Genomic DNA, 15,243 nt, shown 5'->3' on the forward strand with positions numbered 1-15,243 from the left:
CCCCTCGCCGCTCATGGTGGTTGCTAGCAGGTGAGGTGATGCCAGTGCTTCGGACCTCACCGGTACGCGTGCTGGGCGAGCGCGACTCCGCCGAGGTGCACGCCCTGCTCGACGCCGACCCGATCGGCAACGTCTTCGTCAGCTCCCGCCTGCACGCCGCGGGGCTCGACCCGGCCCAGCTCGGCGCCGAACTGTGGGGCTACATCGAGCGCGGGTCCATCACCGCGCTGTGCTACGCCGGGGCCAACCTGGTCCCGGTCAACGCCGGCCCCGAGGCCGTCCGGCACTTCGCCGAGCACGCCCGCTGGCAGGGGCGCAGGTGCTCCTCGATCGTCGGCCCCATCCCCGCGGTCTCGGACCTGTGGCGGCGCCTCGGCCCGTACTGGGGCCCGGCCCGCGCCATCCGGACGCGCCAGCCCGTGCTGGAGCTGTCCGCCCCGCCCCTGGTCGCCCCCGACCCGCTGGTGCGCCGGGTCCGGGTGAGCGAACTGGGCATCCTGCTGCCGGCCTGCGTCGCGATGTTCACCGAGGAGGTGGGCGTGCCGCCCGACTCCGGGGACGGCGGTTCGCTGTACCGGGCCAGGGTCGAGGAGCTGGTCCGCACCGGCCGGGCCTTCGCCCGCATCGAGGACGGCCGGGTCGTGTTCAAGGCCGAGGTCGGCGCCGTCACTCCGCACGCCTGCCAGGTGCAGGGCGTCTGGGTGCACCCCGGCCTGCGCGGCCGCGGACACTCCCTCGGCGGCATGGCCGCCGTGGTCGACACGGCCCTGGCCGAGATCGCCCCGCGGGTCACCCTCTACGTCAACGACTACAACGAGCCCGCGAGGGCCGCCTACCGCCGCGTCGGCTTCCAGGAGGTCGACGCGGTGATGTCGGTGCTGTTCTAGATCGCTGACGGGAGAAGGCCGGGACGGTCTCCAGGCCCTGCCGGGGTCCTGCGGGCCTGGTGGGGCTGTTGCCAGCGCGCTGACGGCAGCCTTCCCGGATCATGCGGTGGTGAACGAAAGGACTGCGGCCACAGCTTTCCAATTCCCGTCAACGATCTCAGGCGGTGTTCTCCGGGGCGGCGCCGTGTCCGTCCGGCACCGCGCCGCCCCGGTTCCTCGCCCGCGGCCGGTCCGGACCGGTGCGACCGGGGCGGGAGGGAGCACGGCCGCCTCGGGGGCAGGGAGGCCGGCCGTGCTCCCGGCTCGGGAGGGGCCCTCATCGGGGCGCCTCGGCGCCCCGCGGTCTCAGCGCCGTCCGTTGACGCGGGGGTCCAGGCCGCCGTCCCCGCGGCGGTCGCCGTTGACCCGGCCGTACGGGTCGGCCTCCTCGTATTGGTCGGTGACGCCACCGCCGCCGTTGACGGTGACGGTCCCGTAGTTGTAGCGGACGTGGGCCTGGGGCCCGTTGTTCGTGATGTGCGGCGCCCACCAGCGCGCCGGCTCCGCGGCGGGCTCCCGGCGCGGGCCGACGGCCCTGGCGCGGGTGGTCGGGACGTGGATCCAGGCCCTGGCGTGGAAGCACTTCTCCTCGTCGGCGACCTCGACGGGGGTGAACTCCCTGCTGTAGAGGTCGTAGTCGCCCTGGCCGACGACGTCGCTGTAGATGGAGTCGGAGACCACCAGCGCGAAGTCGACGTCGGGGTTGTCGCGCAGCGCCCTCTTGGCCTCGGCCGAGTCCCGCAGCCGGCAGACGGAGACGACGGCGGCGCCGGCGTAGCCGTTGGCCCCGAGCGAGACGTTGCCCTGGTCGAAGGCCACGCGCAGCCGCAGCCGCGCCTCGTCGCGCAGGTTCGCGTTGTGGTGGTAGAGGGCCATCGCCAGTTCGTGGGTGAAGTAGGCGATCACCCGGGCCTCCTCGATGCCCGGCTGGAGCAGCGCCAGTTCTCCGTCGCCCTGCGGCTGCACGTCCCAGCAGGAGCGGTCCAGGTCCGCGTTGTCGCAGACCATGTCCATGATCCTGATCAGCCACTCCTGGGCGTCGATCTGGGCCCTGCGGCCCCGCCCGCCGTAGGACTCCGCGTCCACGGCCAGGCACATGCGGCGAATGGCGGGGGTGGGGTACTCCATCCGGACACCTTTCTTACGGGGGATCGGCGGGGGAGGCCCGTCGGGGGTGACCGCATCCACGGTCGCGCGGATCAACGGGGGAGATCCCGTATTGCTACGGTGTTGCCGGGATTTCCCCGGGCAGCTCGGCGAATCGCCTGAGGCCCGGCAGGTCCCGCACGACGTAGCTGCGGTACCCGACGCTGACCACCTCGTGCTTGCGCAGCTCGGCGAGCGCCTTGTGCACGGCGGGCTCCGAGGCGGCGACGATGGCGGCGAGCTCGGGCTGGGTGAGCGGGATGCCGATCGAGACGCCGCCGGCGACGGGACGCCCGTGGTCGGCCAGGACGCGCAGCAGGGCGCGCGCCACCCGGACCGGTACCTCCTGGCTGCTGAAGTCGATGATCTTGTCGGTGGCCGAGCGCAGCTTCGCCGCCACCGATCCGTTCACCACCCGGAAGGCCGCCGGGTGCCGGTGCAGGAAGCCCTCGAACTCGTCGAAGGGCAGCAGCCGGGCCGCGATGGCCCCGATGGCCGCCACCCGGGCCATCCGCGTGCTGCCGTCCATGCCGGCCAGTTCGCCGACGAGGTCGCCTCGGGAGCGGACCGCCAGCAGGATCGTCCGGCCGCTGCCGGATTCGCTGAGGATCTTGACGTGCCCTTCGACCAGCACGAACACGTGCGTGCTCGATTCTCCTTGGTGGAGCAGGACCTGGCCCGCCGCGAATTCGCGCCGGGTCCCGAGGGAGAGCAGGTCACCACGCTGCGATTCGTCCAACTGGCCGACAACGCTTTTGGCGGGCCAGGAACGGTGAGGTAAACCATCGAGCCGCATCGTCCAGGGTTTTTCGTATCTCGGATGCCGTCCGGGAACGGCGGGGTCGGATTTCCGTTTTGTGGGGAACGGACATAGCCATTCCCTAAAAACGGCCACCCGAAAACGATCAGACAGGGAAGAAAGGTGTTGCCTCTGGGTGATATGAGGCCCCGTGTCCTATTTGATAATAGGTGCCCGCGTGGGGGCGTCGGGACGCCGCCGCGGGGCGGGCGCGCTCCGCGCAGCGACGAATGCGCCGCGTGCCGGTCCCGTTCCGGGAGGGGGCATCCGAAAATGGGACGGGCGGACCCGCGTGCGCTCCCTTATTCGGAGCGGGCGGTCAGGGAAGGGGAAACGGTGACATCGCCGGAGGTGGCCAAAGTCACCTTTTCCGTGGAAAGGAGCATCCGAAACTGTCTACCGTTGAGCCGCGTGAAAAGGGTGGACGGCGGCTTCGGGGCGTTTCGGATGGCGGCGTCCCCACAGGCGGCGAGTCATGGTGGTCCGGGACAGAACGGCTCAGCCCCGGCCGAACCGGAGTTCGACGTCACCGCCCTGCCCGGCTCCGGCGCACTGCTCGGCGGCCAGAGCCTGGCGCTGGCCACGGCGTCCAAGGACTCCGAGAAGGCGGAGGCGGTCACCAGCGGCGACGACGCCCGGGGCCTGAACTCCAACCAGCTCGGCTGGATCCAGGCGCGCGCAGACGGCCCTGGCCGGGCGGGTCCCGGACGGCCCCTGACGCCATCGCCGAAAAAAGGCGTTACGTCCGCTCGGCCGCCCCGCTCCTCCGGTCGTCGCGCATGCTCGTGTGCATCGGCGACTCGCCGAAGGACAGCTCGAAGTCGGGCGTGTCCGCGATCAGCGCGCGGGTGTAGTCGTGCTGCGGGTCGGCCAGCACCGTGCCGACGGCCCCGTACTCCACGATCCTGCCCTTGTTGAGCACCGCGACCCGCTGGGCGATGTTGCTGACCAGTGCGATGTTGTGCGTGACGAACAGCAGCGCCATGCCGTCGTCCTGCAGGTTGCGCAGCAGCTCCACGATCTCGGCCTGCACCGAGACGTCCAGCGCCGAGGTGATCTCGTCGCAGATCAGCAGGTCCGGCCGGGTGGCGATGGCGCGGGCGATGCTCACCCGCTGCCGTTCGCCGCCGCTGAGCTGTTCGGGGAACCGCTCGCCGTACTCGGCCGGCAGCGCGGCGCGCTCCAGGGCGGTGGCGACGGCCCCGTCCGGGTCGGCGACCCGGCCCATCAGGTGCAGGACCGGCTGCAGGACGAGGTCGCGCACCCGCTTGCGCGGGTTCAGCGCCTCGTAGGGGTTCTGGAAGATGTACTGCACCCGGCGCCGCTGGTCGGCGGTCCGCTTGTAGCTGCTGGGCGCCAGGGCCTCGCCGTCAAAGGTCAGCTCACCGGTGAACTGGTGGTGCAGGCCGACGATCGAGCGGGACAGCGTCGTCTTGCCCGACCCGGACTCGCCGAGCAGCGCCACGCAGTCGCCGGGGGCGACGTCGAGGTCGATCCCCTCCAGCACCGTGGTCCGGCCGTAGGAGGCCCGCAGGTCCTTGACCCGCAGGACGGGGGTCTTCGGTTCGTCCCCGGGTTCCTCCTCGCCGCTGGTCTTGAGCAGCGGGACCGCGCGCAGCAACTGGACCGTGTAGGGGTGCTTCGGCGCGCCGATCAACTCGGCTGCGGGGCCCCGCTCCACCAGTTCGCCCTTGTACATGACCGCGATCTCGTCGGCGAGGTCGGCGACCACCGCCATGTCGTGGCTGATGTAGACGCCGGCGGTGCCGTAGGTGCGGGTCATCTCCCTGATGGTGGTGAGCACGTGCGCCTGCGTGGTGACGTCCAGCCCGGTGGTGGGCTCGTCCAGCACGATCAGGTCCGGTCGGCCGATGAACGCCATCGCGATCGCGATGCGCTGCTGCTGGCCGCCCGAAAGCTGGTGCGGGTAGCGGCCGAGGAACGCGTCGTCGTCGGGCAGCGCGACCTCGCGCAGCACCTCGCGCACGCGCTCGTCGCCGCCCACGTCCTCGGGCAGCGCCTCGCGCAGCTGGGTGCGCAGCCGCAGCGCCGGGTTGAGCGCCGAGGCCGGCGACTGCGGGATGTAGGCCACGGCGCGGCCGCGCAGTCTGCGCACGGCCGAAGGGGACTGCCCGAGCAGCGCCCGGCCCGAGACCTCGATCGCGCCGGCGGTGATCTCGGTGGCGCGCTTGCAGTGCGCCAGCAGCGCCAGGCCCAGGGTCGTCTTGCCCGACCCCGACTCCCCGACCAGGCCAAGGATCTCACCGCGCCGCACGCGCAGCGAGACGTCGGAGATGATCTCCACGTCGGAGGGGTGTCCGACGACGGTGACGCCGGAGACGTCCAGGGCGATCCGCTCGGAACCGGTGTCGACGGCCTCGGTCGTTGCGCTCACTTCTCCACCCCTCTGTCGATGCCGATCGAGGCCCGGGAGAGCCCGTCGGTGATGAGGTTGGCCCCGATGGTCAGCACCGCGACCGCGGCCACGGGCAGGGCCACCGCCCACGGCTGCACCGTGATGGCGATCCGGTTCTCGTTGATCATCAGGCCCCAGTCGGCCGTCGGCGGCTGCAGGCCCATGCCGAGGAAGCCCAGGACGGCGACCACGCCGATCGAGTAGGTCAGCCGCAGCCCCAGCTCCACCAGCAGCGGGCTGGTGATGTTGGGCAGGATCTCGCGGACCATGATCTTCCACCGGGGCACGCCGATGGCCTCGGCGGACTTGATGAAGTCCTGTTCGATCACCCGCAGCGTCGCCTCGCGGATGACGCGGGCGACCCGGGGCACATGCGTGACCCCGACGATCAGCACGATCAGCCACACCCGGGGGCCGATGACGGACATCACCAGCAGCGCCGCGATGAGCTGGGGGAAAGCCAGGACGATGTCGTTGAGGCGCATGATCAGCTCGTCGGGCCAGCCGCGCCGGTAGCCTGCCACGATGCCCAGGACCGTTCCCGCGGCGACGCCGCCGAGCGCGGCCGACCCGGCCAGCAGGAGCAGGGTGTAGCCGCCGTTGAGGAAGCGGCTGAGCACGTCGCGGCCGAGCTGGTCGGTGCCGAACAGGACGCCTTCCGCGCTGGTCACGTAGGGTTCGCCGACGAACTCCGTGGGGGTGTGCGGGCTGATGAAGGGGCCGAGGACCGCGATCGCCACGATCAGCCCGGCCAGGACCACGCCGACCTTGGTGCGGCCGTAGCGCCACGCGGTCCGGAACAGGCCGGCGCGGCGCCGCTTCGGCGCGGCCGCGGCGGGTGCGGCGGCGCTGTCGACCGGGGGGCCGGCCTCCGTCGTCGTACTCATCGTGCGGACACCCTCACCTTCGGGTTCGCGGCCAGACCCACGATGTCGGCCAGCAGGTTGACCACGATGTAGACACCGGCGATCAGCAGCACCACGGCCTGGATCACGGGCAGGTCCCTGGTGGTGATCGCGTCCATCAGCGCCAGGCCGATGCCGGGGAAGCGGAACAGGTATTCGATGGCGACCACGCCGCCGGCCAGCCAGGCCAACTGCAGCGCGATGACCTGGGCCACCGGGCCGATCGCGTTGGGGGCCGCGTGCCGCCAGATCACGGTGCGCTCCGGCAGCCCCTTCAACCGTGCCTGCTGCACGTACTCGCTCTCCAGGACCTCGATCATGGAGGCGCGCATCATGCGCACGATCGGCGGGCTGACCGCCAGAGCGAGGGTGAGCACGGGCAGCACCAGTTGGTCCGGGTACTGCCACACCGCGCCGGCCCCGCCGCCGAAGACCGGGGGGAACAGCCGCAGCCAGCCGGTCGAGAAGACCAGGATGAGCACGATGCCGACGGCGAACTCCGGCAGGGAGGCCAGGATGAGCGTGCCCATGGACGTGGCGTGGTCCGTCCCCTTGTCGCGGCGCAGGGCGCTGTAGGCGCCGAGCGCGAGCGCGACGGGGGTGGCGATGATCGCGGCGAAGCCCATCAGCCACAGCGAGTTGGAGACGCGCGGCGCCAGGTACTCGCCGACCGGCAGGCCGGCGGCGAAGGACTGACCGAAGTCGAGGGTCGCGACGCCGGCGAGCCACTTGCCGTACTGGACGACCAGCGGATCGTAGAGGTGGAGCTGCTCGCGCATGGCGTCGAGCCGCTCCGGGGTCGCCTCGCGGCCGAGGATGGCGCGGGCCGCGTCGCCGGGCAGGGTCTGGGTCGCCAGGAAGACGACGACGGAGACCGCGAACAGGGTGATCAGCCCGAACAGCAGGCGGTTGAGGATCAGACGTGTCATGTGCGGTGGCCTTCTGGTGCGTGGGGCGGGTTCACGGATGTCACTTCGTCTCGAACCACACCCCGCGGAAGCGGTAGCCCGTCAGCGGGTGGCCGGTCACCGACGGCTCGAAGCCCTTGACGTTGGCGTTGTAGCCGTCGATCACGGTCGTGAAGCCCCACACGATGTAGCCGCCGCGCTCGTACTCGATCTCCTGCGCGCTGTGCAGCAGTTCGGCGCGCTCGTCGTCGTCGACGGTGGCCTGGGCCTCCTTGACGAGGTCGATCCACTCCTCGTCGGCCCAGTGCGTCTCGTTGAACGGCGCGTCGGGCAGGCTGCCCTGGGCGGCCTGGGAGACGTAGTTGCGGGTGCCCCAGAAGTCCTGGGCGAAGTCCCACTTCAGGTAGTTGTCGCCGTAGAACTCCTCCGAGGTCACCCTGCGCAGGTTCACGGTGACGCCGGCGGCCTTGGCCTGCTCGGCGAAGACCTGCGCGGCCTCGACGACCCCGGCGTTGATCGGGCCGGTGACGAGCTCGACCTCCAGGCCGTCCCCGTGGCCGGCCTCCGCCAGCAGCCGCTTGGCCTCCTCGATGTCCTGCTCGCGCTGGGGGAGGTCGTCGGCGTAGGCCGGGTCGAAGCGGGCGTAGAGGTCGTTGCCGATGGAGCCGTAGCCCGACAGCGCCTGGTCGATCATCTGCTGCCGGTCCACGATGAGCCGGAACGCCTGGCGGACGCGCACGTCGTCGAAGGGTTCGCTGTCCACCCGCATGGTGAACGGCAGCCACTGGCCGCTCTCGGACTCCAGGACGGCGAGGTGGTCGTAGGCGTCGACGACCTTGACCTGGCTGTGCGGCAGTTGGCTGATGGCCTCGACCTGGCCGCCGAGCAGCGCGTTGACGCGCGCGGTGTCGTCGGGGAAGTTGATGATCTCCAGCTCGTCGACGAAGGGCTCGCCCTCGCGCCAGTACTCGTCGAAGCGGGTGAACAGGCTGCGCACGCCGGCGGTGAAGTCCTGGTACTTGAACGGGCCGGATCCCACGGGGGCCGCCGGGTCGTAGTCCTGCGGCACGATCCCGCTGTAGTACTCGGCGAGGACGTCGAGCAGGTTGACGGTGGCCTCGGTGAACGGGACCTTGACCGTGCGCTCGTCGACGGCCTCGATGCCGTCCCGGTCCAGCGTGGCGAAGCCGGCCGCGCCGGTCTTGGGGTCGTCGGGGTCGGTGATGCGGCGCAGTGAGAAGGCCACGTCGGCGGCTGTGATGTCCCTGCCGTCGTGGAACTTCACGCCCTCCCTGAGCACGACCGTCCACACCGTCGCCTCGGCGTTGGGCTCGATGGACTCGGCCAGCGCCATCTCGATCGCGTAGTCGGTGCCGAAGGCGCAGAGCGTGTCGTAGAGGTTGAAGACCCGCGCGATGTCGGTGTTGTCGACCGCGATGTGGGCGTCGATGCTGTCGGCCGCGGAGCCCCCGGCGATGCCGATGCGCAGCCGGCCGCCGCGCCGGGGGTCGTCGTAGTCCTGCTGGCGCACGTAGGCGTCGGGGTTGGCGGCCGAACCGCACGCGACGAGGGCCGGGGCGACGACCGCGCCGGCCGCACCGAACCTGAGCACGTCGCGGCGGGTCGTGCCGTGGGCGGGAGCGCTCCTCGGATCGCGATCGGGCTTCCGCGGTAACGATGGCACGACACACCTCTTCGGCTTTTGCTCCGGGGGCCGGTCAGGGGAGGGCGATCCGCCCGGCCGTGCGCGGCCGCCGCGTGCGAAGCGTTCCCGAGCCCGTCCTTCCCGAATGAGGACCAACAAGGATTGAGGAACCGGACGCGCCCTCAGGGCGCGCACCGGCGGAACCGATGGTCCTCAGCTCGCTTTCCCAGGTCAAACCGTGATGAGTCGGTTACTTTGGGTATTTGTGCCGGACTCGGCCGGGTGCGGCGGGCGCCGGCCCCCGAGGAGGCGGGGACCCCGGTCTCACTGGGGAAACCCGCCCGTGCCGCCGCGTCGAGGCGTTGCTTTTTTCGCAACGCGGAGGTGCGGCGATCCCCGCGCCGCACCCGGTTTTCCCGGACTTCGCGGCGGTGCGGTTGTGATGCAATCGATGCCATCGGGTGGCTGAACTGTGTTTTTACTGCGTGTTTTGCCCTTTTCGTCCCTTTTGTCGGAGTCTTGGGCCGGCCGCGGTGCTCGACTCGCACGGCCCGGGCATCGGGAGGGCCGGCCCGCGGGAGCCGTCGGTCACGGGGCGACCGGTCGCCCCGTCAGAGCCTGCGGTCCCATGACGAACTCCGGGTCCACCTGCGCGCCCAGGTCCGCTCCGGTGGCGTCATCGGCCCACGCCCGCGCGTTGCGGAGGTGGAACTCCACGCTCTGGCGGGTGAACTTCGCCCAGTCCTTGACGGTGCCGTCGACGGTGTCGCGCATCCGGGCCAGCGCCTTGACGCTGTCCTCCTCCAGTTCGCCGAAGTCGGGGTGGCGGCCCTTCTCCATCGCCCGCACGAACGCCGACTGCCCCAGGCAGACGTCGAGGGCCTCGCCGACGTGCTCGCGCAGGAACTCCACGTCGTCGGGGCCCTGGACCTTGTTGCCGATGACCTTGATGGTGACGCCGTGGTCCCGGGCGTACTCGGCGTACTGCCGGTAGACGCCGACCCCGCGCAGCGTCGGCTCGGCCACCAGGAAGGTGACGTCGAAGCGGGTGAACAGGCCCGAGGCGAAGGAGTCGGCGCCGGCGGTCATGTCGACCACGACGTACTCGCCCGGCCCGTCGACCAGATGGTTCAGGTAGAGCTCGGCCGCGCCCACCTTGGAGTGGTAGCAGGCCACGCCGAGGTCGTCCTCGCCGAACGGGCCGGTGAGCATCAGGGTCGCCCCGTCGGTCCGGTGGCCGAAACGCCGGTGGATCGGGTTGTCGGGGGAGAGGTCCAGCAGCCGCGACCCGCGGCCGGGCGGCGTCGTCTTGACCATCTCTCCCGCCGAGGCGATGCGCGGGTTGTCGCCGCGCAGCACCTCCTTGATCTCGTCGATGTGCGAGCCGAGCGGTGCGACGCCGGCGAGCTCGGAGGGCGGCACGCCCAGGGCGGCCCCCAGGTGCTGGTTGATGTCGGCGTCGATCGCCACGGCGGGGAGGCCTGCTCCCGCGAGGTACCGGGTGAACAGGGCCGACAGGGTGGTCTTACCGCTGCCGCCCTTGCCTGCGAACGCGATCTTCACGAGTAGTCTTGCCTTTCACGACGACGGTCGGTTCCCGCGGCGGCCGAGGTCGCCCTCGGGTCGCCGATATGACAGAAAATGATTATCGTTGCTGAGGCGTGGTGTGTACGGCATTTCCCCGGATCCGTGTGCCGGATGTGGGATCACCCACGGCGCGGCGCGGCCGCCGGAGCGGGCCCGTGCCGCCGCTCCGCCGTCCGTTGCCGCAAAACTTGCAGGTCGGGGAGGTTTCGGTGGCGCGTGGCCGGTTTCCTTTGTCGTATCGCGAGACGACACATGGCCGCGTTTTGTGGGGTACGCGAGATAGCGGTCCCCTCGGTGTGCTGTGCTGTGCATGGTGCGCTGTTGTCTAGGGTGATGGCCGTCGCGGTCTGACGGGTAGGGCTCGGGTGGCAGGTGCTATCGGGTGCTGATGGGAGTGATACGGGGATGAGCGAATCGCAGCGACTTCAGGAATGCGCCGCTGCTGACCCGTTCGACGCCCCCGCCCTGGACACGGACGAGCTTCTCGGGACCGCCACCGATCACACCGTGTGGAGCTGCGTCGGCAACCTCACCGCGGTGCGCTCGATCCGCGCCAGGGTGCGCGAGTTCCTGGAGCGGACCGGCCACCCCGGATCGGTTCAGGACGACGCCGAGCTCGCGGTCAGCGAACTCGCGACGAACGCGCTGCTGCACTCCCGGTCCGGTCAGATCGGCGGCGTGATGACGCTGTTCATCCGGACCGACCAGGACTGCGTCAGGATCGCGGTGGCCGACCAGGGGGAGAAGACCACCGAGACGGCCGAAGGCGGGGCGCTGCGCGAGGACGGCGAGGACTACGGGCGGGGCAAGCTCATCATCGAGAACTGCACGTCCCGCAGCGGGGAGTACTGGACCGACGCCACCCACGTCGCCTGGTTCGAGATCGACTGATTCGGGCCGGGCGCGGGACCCCGCGGCGCGCGGGCCGCGCCGCTGGGGCCGACCGGGTTCAGGCGGGAACGCCGATGCGCCGGGGAACCGGGCGGCCCCGGACCGTCGCGCCGAAACCGGCCAGGACCCGCCGCCCGCCCTCTTCGTCGTCGAGGGCGACGGCGACCACGGAAGCGCCGTTCCACAGCGCGACGGCGGCCAGCGCGGCACGGTCGGACTCGGCCATGCCGTTCTCGACCGCGACGACGTCGGAGCCGGTGACGCCGAGCTCGTCGCCCAGTCGGTGGAAGCGGCCGAGCAGATCGGCGTGGGAGTGCAGGGCCGTGCGCACGCCCCGGCCGGAGCAGGGAGCGTAGCTCAGCACGCCGCTGCCGGACCGGCCGCGCGGGGGGACCGGGGCGGCGCCGCCGGGGGAGGGGAGCAGCAGTTCGTCGAACGGAGTCGTCTCCGGGGCGCCGCCGAACGCGACGACCTGGCGCACCCTGGACCGCTCCGCGAGCTCCAGCGCGACGTCGGCCAGCGCCGCGGTCACCACGATCAGCCGGGTGTCCGTCTCGACCAGCACATCGATCAGCGTCTCCAGGTCGGAGGCGAGTTCCAGCGGCAGCGCGACGCCGCCCGCGGCCATCGCCGCGTACACGGCCGTGAGCCGGGCGGTGCCGACCGGGGCCAGGATCCCCACCGTGTCATCGGGGCGTATGCCGCGGCGGCCGAGCCCGGACGCGGCGCGCTCGACGGTGCCGGCGAATTCGACGGCGCCGATCCGCCCGCCGAGGGAGTCGGCGACGAAGGAGCGCCGGTCGCGGCGTCTCAGCCGTTCGAGCAGTCCGCCGGTGAGCGATCCGGCGGGGGACGCGCGGGCATCGGGGGGAACGGGCCGTTCCGCGCGAGAGGAGCCGGATGGCCGGTCAACCTCCATGCGTCCCCTCCATATGGTCGCCAGGTCTGCGTGGCCGGAGGGGATCGCCGACCGGGCTCGTCACGCCCCCTCCACGTGGCGAGCCCGGGAGCGCCGTGCCGTTGACGCCGCGGATGCCTCCCCTCAAAGGCACCCGCGGCCGCACGGTTCCCAGCGATGTCGTGGATGATCGGCGATCGTCTGCTCCATCGCCCCCGTGTTCACGGAGCAAGGCGCCGGCCGATCGACCGGTCCGCGTCCGCAGCGGTCCACGACGCCCCGGGGACTTGCGTCCCAGGACGCATGAACCGGTTCCATTCCGATGCCGCCGAGCGGAGTCGGATGAACGGGTTCACGGATAAGAGATTAGCGTTTTCCTGAGCGTTTGCACATGCATCCACGTGTGCAGCTGCATATGTAGATTTGTCCCCGCTCGGTATGTAGACAGCGTTCCAGCAGGTCACAAGGGTTTTGATGCGGTGGGTCCGCCAGGGTGCACAGCGGGCCGTGGCCGTCCGGCCGCCGAGGAGACGGGCGAAGTACGGCTACGACCGCACCGTGTGCTCGGAGATCCAGGCGGCGATCTGGGTCCGGGAGTTGAAACCCAGTTTGGTGTGGATGTTGGCCACGTGGCGGGCGACCGTGACGGGGCTGATGAACAGCGCCTCGGCGATCGCGCGGTTGCCCATCCCGTCCCCGATGAGCAGCGCGATCTCGTGCTCACGGGGGGTCAGGGACGGGGGAGCGGTCCGCTCCGCGGCCGTATCGGCACCGACCGGGGGCGGCGGCAGGACCCGTCCCGCGTCGATCAGGTGCAGCGCCGCCGCCACGCTCTCCTCCACGCTGAGACCGCGTCCCTGCTCCCACCGGGAGTCGAGCGTGCGGGAGTCGACCGCGGACTCCTCCGCCACCGCGGGCCGGGCCGAGGCCGACGGGGGAAACCCCGCGCGCTCGCGGATGGCCGCGGCCGCGCCGGCGATGCGGTGGGCCTCCTCCGCCAGCCCCTGGCCGGCGGCCACCCCGGCGATGGCCGACAGGCACCGGGCCACCCCCATGCGCTGGCCCGTCCCGTGGCTCATGAGCAGGCTCTCGCTCAGGTAGTCGTAGGCCTGCCGGGTGGCCCCCTGCCGAGCGGCGACCCGGCCCACCCCGGCCAGGCAGCGGGCGAGCTCCGGGGATGCCCCGACGCCGCGCAGGATGTCGAGGGCCTCGCGGAAGTAGCGGTCGGCGTCGAGGAGGTCGCCCCGCGCCTCGGCGACCGTCCCCCGGCCGATGAGGGTGCGGCCCACCCCCCACCGGTGGTCGGAGTCGCGCAGGATCGCCATCGCCGCCTCGTAGTGGGCGTCGGCCGCGTCGAGGCTCCCCTCGCGGGCGGCCAGCGCGCCGAGGATCCCGCGGGCGATGCCCTCGTTCCAGCGGTCGCCGATCCCGCGGGTCAGCTCCGTCACCTCGGCCAGCCGCCGCCGGGCCCGGTCGTAGCGGCGGCCGCGGACGTCGATCATGGCGAGGGTGTTCAGGGCCAGTGCCACCGACGGGTCGTCACCGGCCTCCCGGCACAGCCGCAGCCCCTCCTCGCCGATCTCGCGGGCCCGGGCGTGGTCCGGCTGCTCCCAGGCCAGTTCGGCGCGGCGGACCATGGCCCGGCCGCGCAGCGCCTCCCCGACCCCGCTCGCGCCGTCCATCGCCAGGAGCCGGTCGGTCCAGCAGATGCCCTCGGCGAAGTGCCCGTTGGCCATCCAGAACGGGCGCATCGCGACGCACAGCCGCAAGCCCTCCTCCACATCGTCCCGGGAGACCGACCAGTTCAGCGAGGCGCGCAGGTTGTCGTACTCGGCCACGGCCTGCTGCCAGAGCAGAAGGCGCTGCGACCACGGCAGTCCGGTGCGGTGCCCCACGTCGTCGGCGAGGTCCTCGGCGATCCGCAGCATCTGCTCGCGGTGCCGGGTCCGCAGAGCCACCTCCTCGCCCGCCTCGGCCAGCCGTTCGGCGGCGTAGTGCCGGATCGTGTCGAGCAGCCGGTAGCGGACCCGTCCCCGCTGTTCGCCGACGACCGTGACCAGGGACCGGTCCACCAGGGAGGTGATCAGGTCGAGGACGTCGACCTTGGGCAGCAGTTCGTCGCAGCAGACCTGTTCGGCCAGTTCCAGGTTCCAGCCGGAGAACACCGACAGCCGCCGCAGCAGGACCCGTTCGGCGTCGCTCAGCAGCGCGTGGCTCCAGTCGATGACGGCGCGCAGCGTCCGCTGGCGGGCCGGAGCGCCGCGGTCCCCGCTGGTCAGGAAGCGGAACCGATCGCTCAGCCGGTCGGCGATCTGGGGCAGGGAGAGCAGCCGGACCCGGGCGGCCGCCAGTTCGATGCCCAGTGGGATGCCGTCGAGCCGTCGGCAGATGCCGGCCACGGTGCGCAGCCGTTCCGGCGTCACGGCGAAGTCGGGCGCGCAGGAGCGGGCGCGCTCGACGAACAGCCGCACCGCCTCCGACTCGCCCGGATCGGCGTCGCCGTGCCGCTGCGGCAGCGACAGCGGCGGCACCCGCCACACCGACTCGCCGCCGATGCGGACCGGCTCCCTGCTGGTCAGCAGCAGCGAGACCGACGGGCAGAAGTCCAGCACCGACCGGCTGACGGCGGCCACGTCGTCGATGACGTGCTCGCAGTTGTCCAGCACCAGCAGCAGGCGCCGGGGCCGCAGCGCGTCCTGCAGCGTCGCGCCGGGCTCCCGGCCGGTCTCCTCGCGGACGCCGACGGCCGAGGCGATCCGCGAGACGACCTCGTCGCGGGTGCGGACGTCGGCGAGTTCGGCCAGCCACACGCCGTCGGGAAAGGAACCGGTGGCGTGCGTGGCCACGCGCAGGGCCAGCCGGGTCTTGCCGATGCCGCCCACGCCGCACAGCGTGACCAGCCGATTGACGTCGAGCAGCCGGAGCAGGTCGCTCACGTCGCGCTCACGGCCGATGAAGCCATCGGTCTCCAAGGGCAGGTTCTGCCGCGCCGGCGCGGTGTGTGATGCCATGGCCTCACGCGAATAGGGGGTCGGGGGATCGCCCCCACCCCGCCCGGGGGTGGGGGCGTTGCTGCGGCGAACGAGCTGCGACCGGGAGCCTTTCCCGCCGGTGCCCGGAGT

General features: G+C 71.7%; 11 protein-coding genes. 2 read left to right on the plus strand and 9 right to left on the minus strand.

The window, feature by feature from the left end; all coding sequences use genetic code 11:
* Positions 1-44: 44 nt before the first annotated feature.
* The gene (locus tag HDA32_RS05955) at positions 45-887 is read left to right on the plus strand and encodes a GNAT family N-acetyltransferase (RefSeq protein ID WP_179642247.1); all 843 of its coding nucleotides are present in this window, start codon (positions 45-47) and stop codon (positions 885-887) included.
* A gap of 345 nt (positions 888-1,232) precedes the next feature.
* Here HDA32_RS05955 and HDA32_RS05960 read toward each other — a convergent pair whose 3' ends face one another.
* The 7 genes from HDA32_RS05960 to HDA32_RS05990 form a co-directional block, all read right to left on the minus strand.
* Positions 1,233-2,054 (minus strand): hypothetical protein, encoded by an 822-nt coding sequence (locus tag HDA32_RS05960; protein WP_179642248.1) that lies wholly within the window; start codon positions 2,052-2,054, stop codon positions 1,233-1,235.
* A 94-nt stretch (positions 2,055-2,148) separates the two neighbouring features.
* Entirely contained in the window at positions 2,149-2,811 is a 663-nt protein-coding gene (locus HDA32_RS05965) for a Crp/Fnr family transcriptional regulator (RefSeq protein ID WP_179642249.1), read from the minus strand.
* A 799-nt stretch (positions 2,812-3,610) separates the two neighbouring features.
* Positions 3,611-5,266 carry an ABC transporter ATP-binding protein gene (locus HDA32_RS05970; protein ID WP_179642250.1) on the minus strand — a complete coding sequence of 552 codons (1,656 nt, stop codon included), beginning with the start codon at positions 5,264-5,266 and terminating at the stop codon, positions 3,611-3,613.
* On the minus strand, positions 5,263-6,174 hold the full coding sequence (locus HDA32_RS05975) for an ABC transporter permease (RefSeq protein ID WP_179642251.1): 912 nt from the start codon (positions 6,172-6,174) through the stop codon (positions 5,263-5,265). Before HDA32_RS05975 ends, HDA32_RS05970 begins: the two co-directional genes overlap by 4 nt.
* Positions 6,171-7,121: an ABC transporter permease gene (locus HDA32_RS05980; protein WP_179642252.1), complete on the minus strand. Its 951-nt coding sequence runs from the start codon at positions 7,119-7,121 to the stop codon at positions 6,171-6,173. The genes HDA32_RS05975 and HDA32_RS05980 overlap by 4 nt, the downstream gene beginning before the upstream one ends.
* A 40-nt stretch (positions 7,122-7,161) precedes the next feature.
* Positions 7,162-8,784 (minus strand): ABC transporter substrate-binding protein, encoded by a 1,623-nt coding sequence (locus HDA32_RS05985; RefSeq protein ID WP_179642253.1) that lies wholly within the window; start codon positions 8,782-8,784, stop codon positions 7,162-7,164.
* A 549-nt stretch (positions 8,785-9,333) separates the two neighbouring features.
* The gene (locus HDA32_RS05990; protein WP_179642254.1) at positions 9,334-10,308 is read right to left on the minus strand and encodes an ATP-binding protein; all 975 of its coding nucleotides are present in this window, start codon (positions 10,306-10,308) and stop codon (positions 9,334-9,336) included.
* A gap of 429 nt (positions 10,309-10,737) precedes the next feature.
* Here HDA32_RS05990 and HDA32_RS05995 point away from each other — a divergent pair, with 429 nt between their 5' ends.
* Positions 10,738-11,223, plus strand: a complete 486-nt coding sequence (locus HDA32_RS05995) for an ATP-binding protein (protein WP_179642255.1) — start codon at positions 10,738-10,740, stop codon at positions 11,221-11,223.
* Positions 11,224-11,281: 58 nt separating this feature from the next.
* Here HDA32_RS05995 and HDA32_RS06000 read toward each other — a convergent pair whose 3' ends face one another.
* Positions 11,282-12,142 carry an AMP-binding protein gene (locus HDA32_RS06000; RefSeq protein WP_179642256.1) on the minus strand — a complete coding sequence of 287 codons (861 nt, stop codon included), beginning with the start codon at positions 12,140-12,142 and terminating at the stop codon, positions 11,282-11,284.
* A 524-nt stretch (positions 12,143-12,666) separates the two neighbouring features.
* Positions 12,667-15,132, minus strand: coding sequence for a helix-turn-helix transcriptional regulator (locus HDA32_RS06005; protein ID WP_179642257.1), 2,466 nt, complete (start codon positions 15,130-15,132; stop codon positions 12,667-12,669).
* Positions 15,133-15,243: the final 111 nt, after the last annotated feature.

The organism is Spinactinospora alkalitolerans (assembly GCF_013408795.1).
GTDB classification, from domain to species: Bacteria; Actinomycetota; Actinomycetes; order Streptosporangiales; family Streptosporangiaceae; genus Spinactinospora; species Spinactinospora alkalitolerans.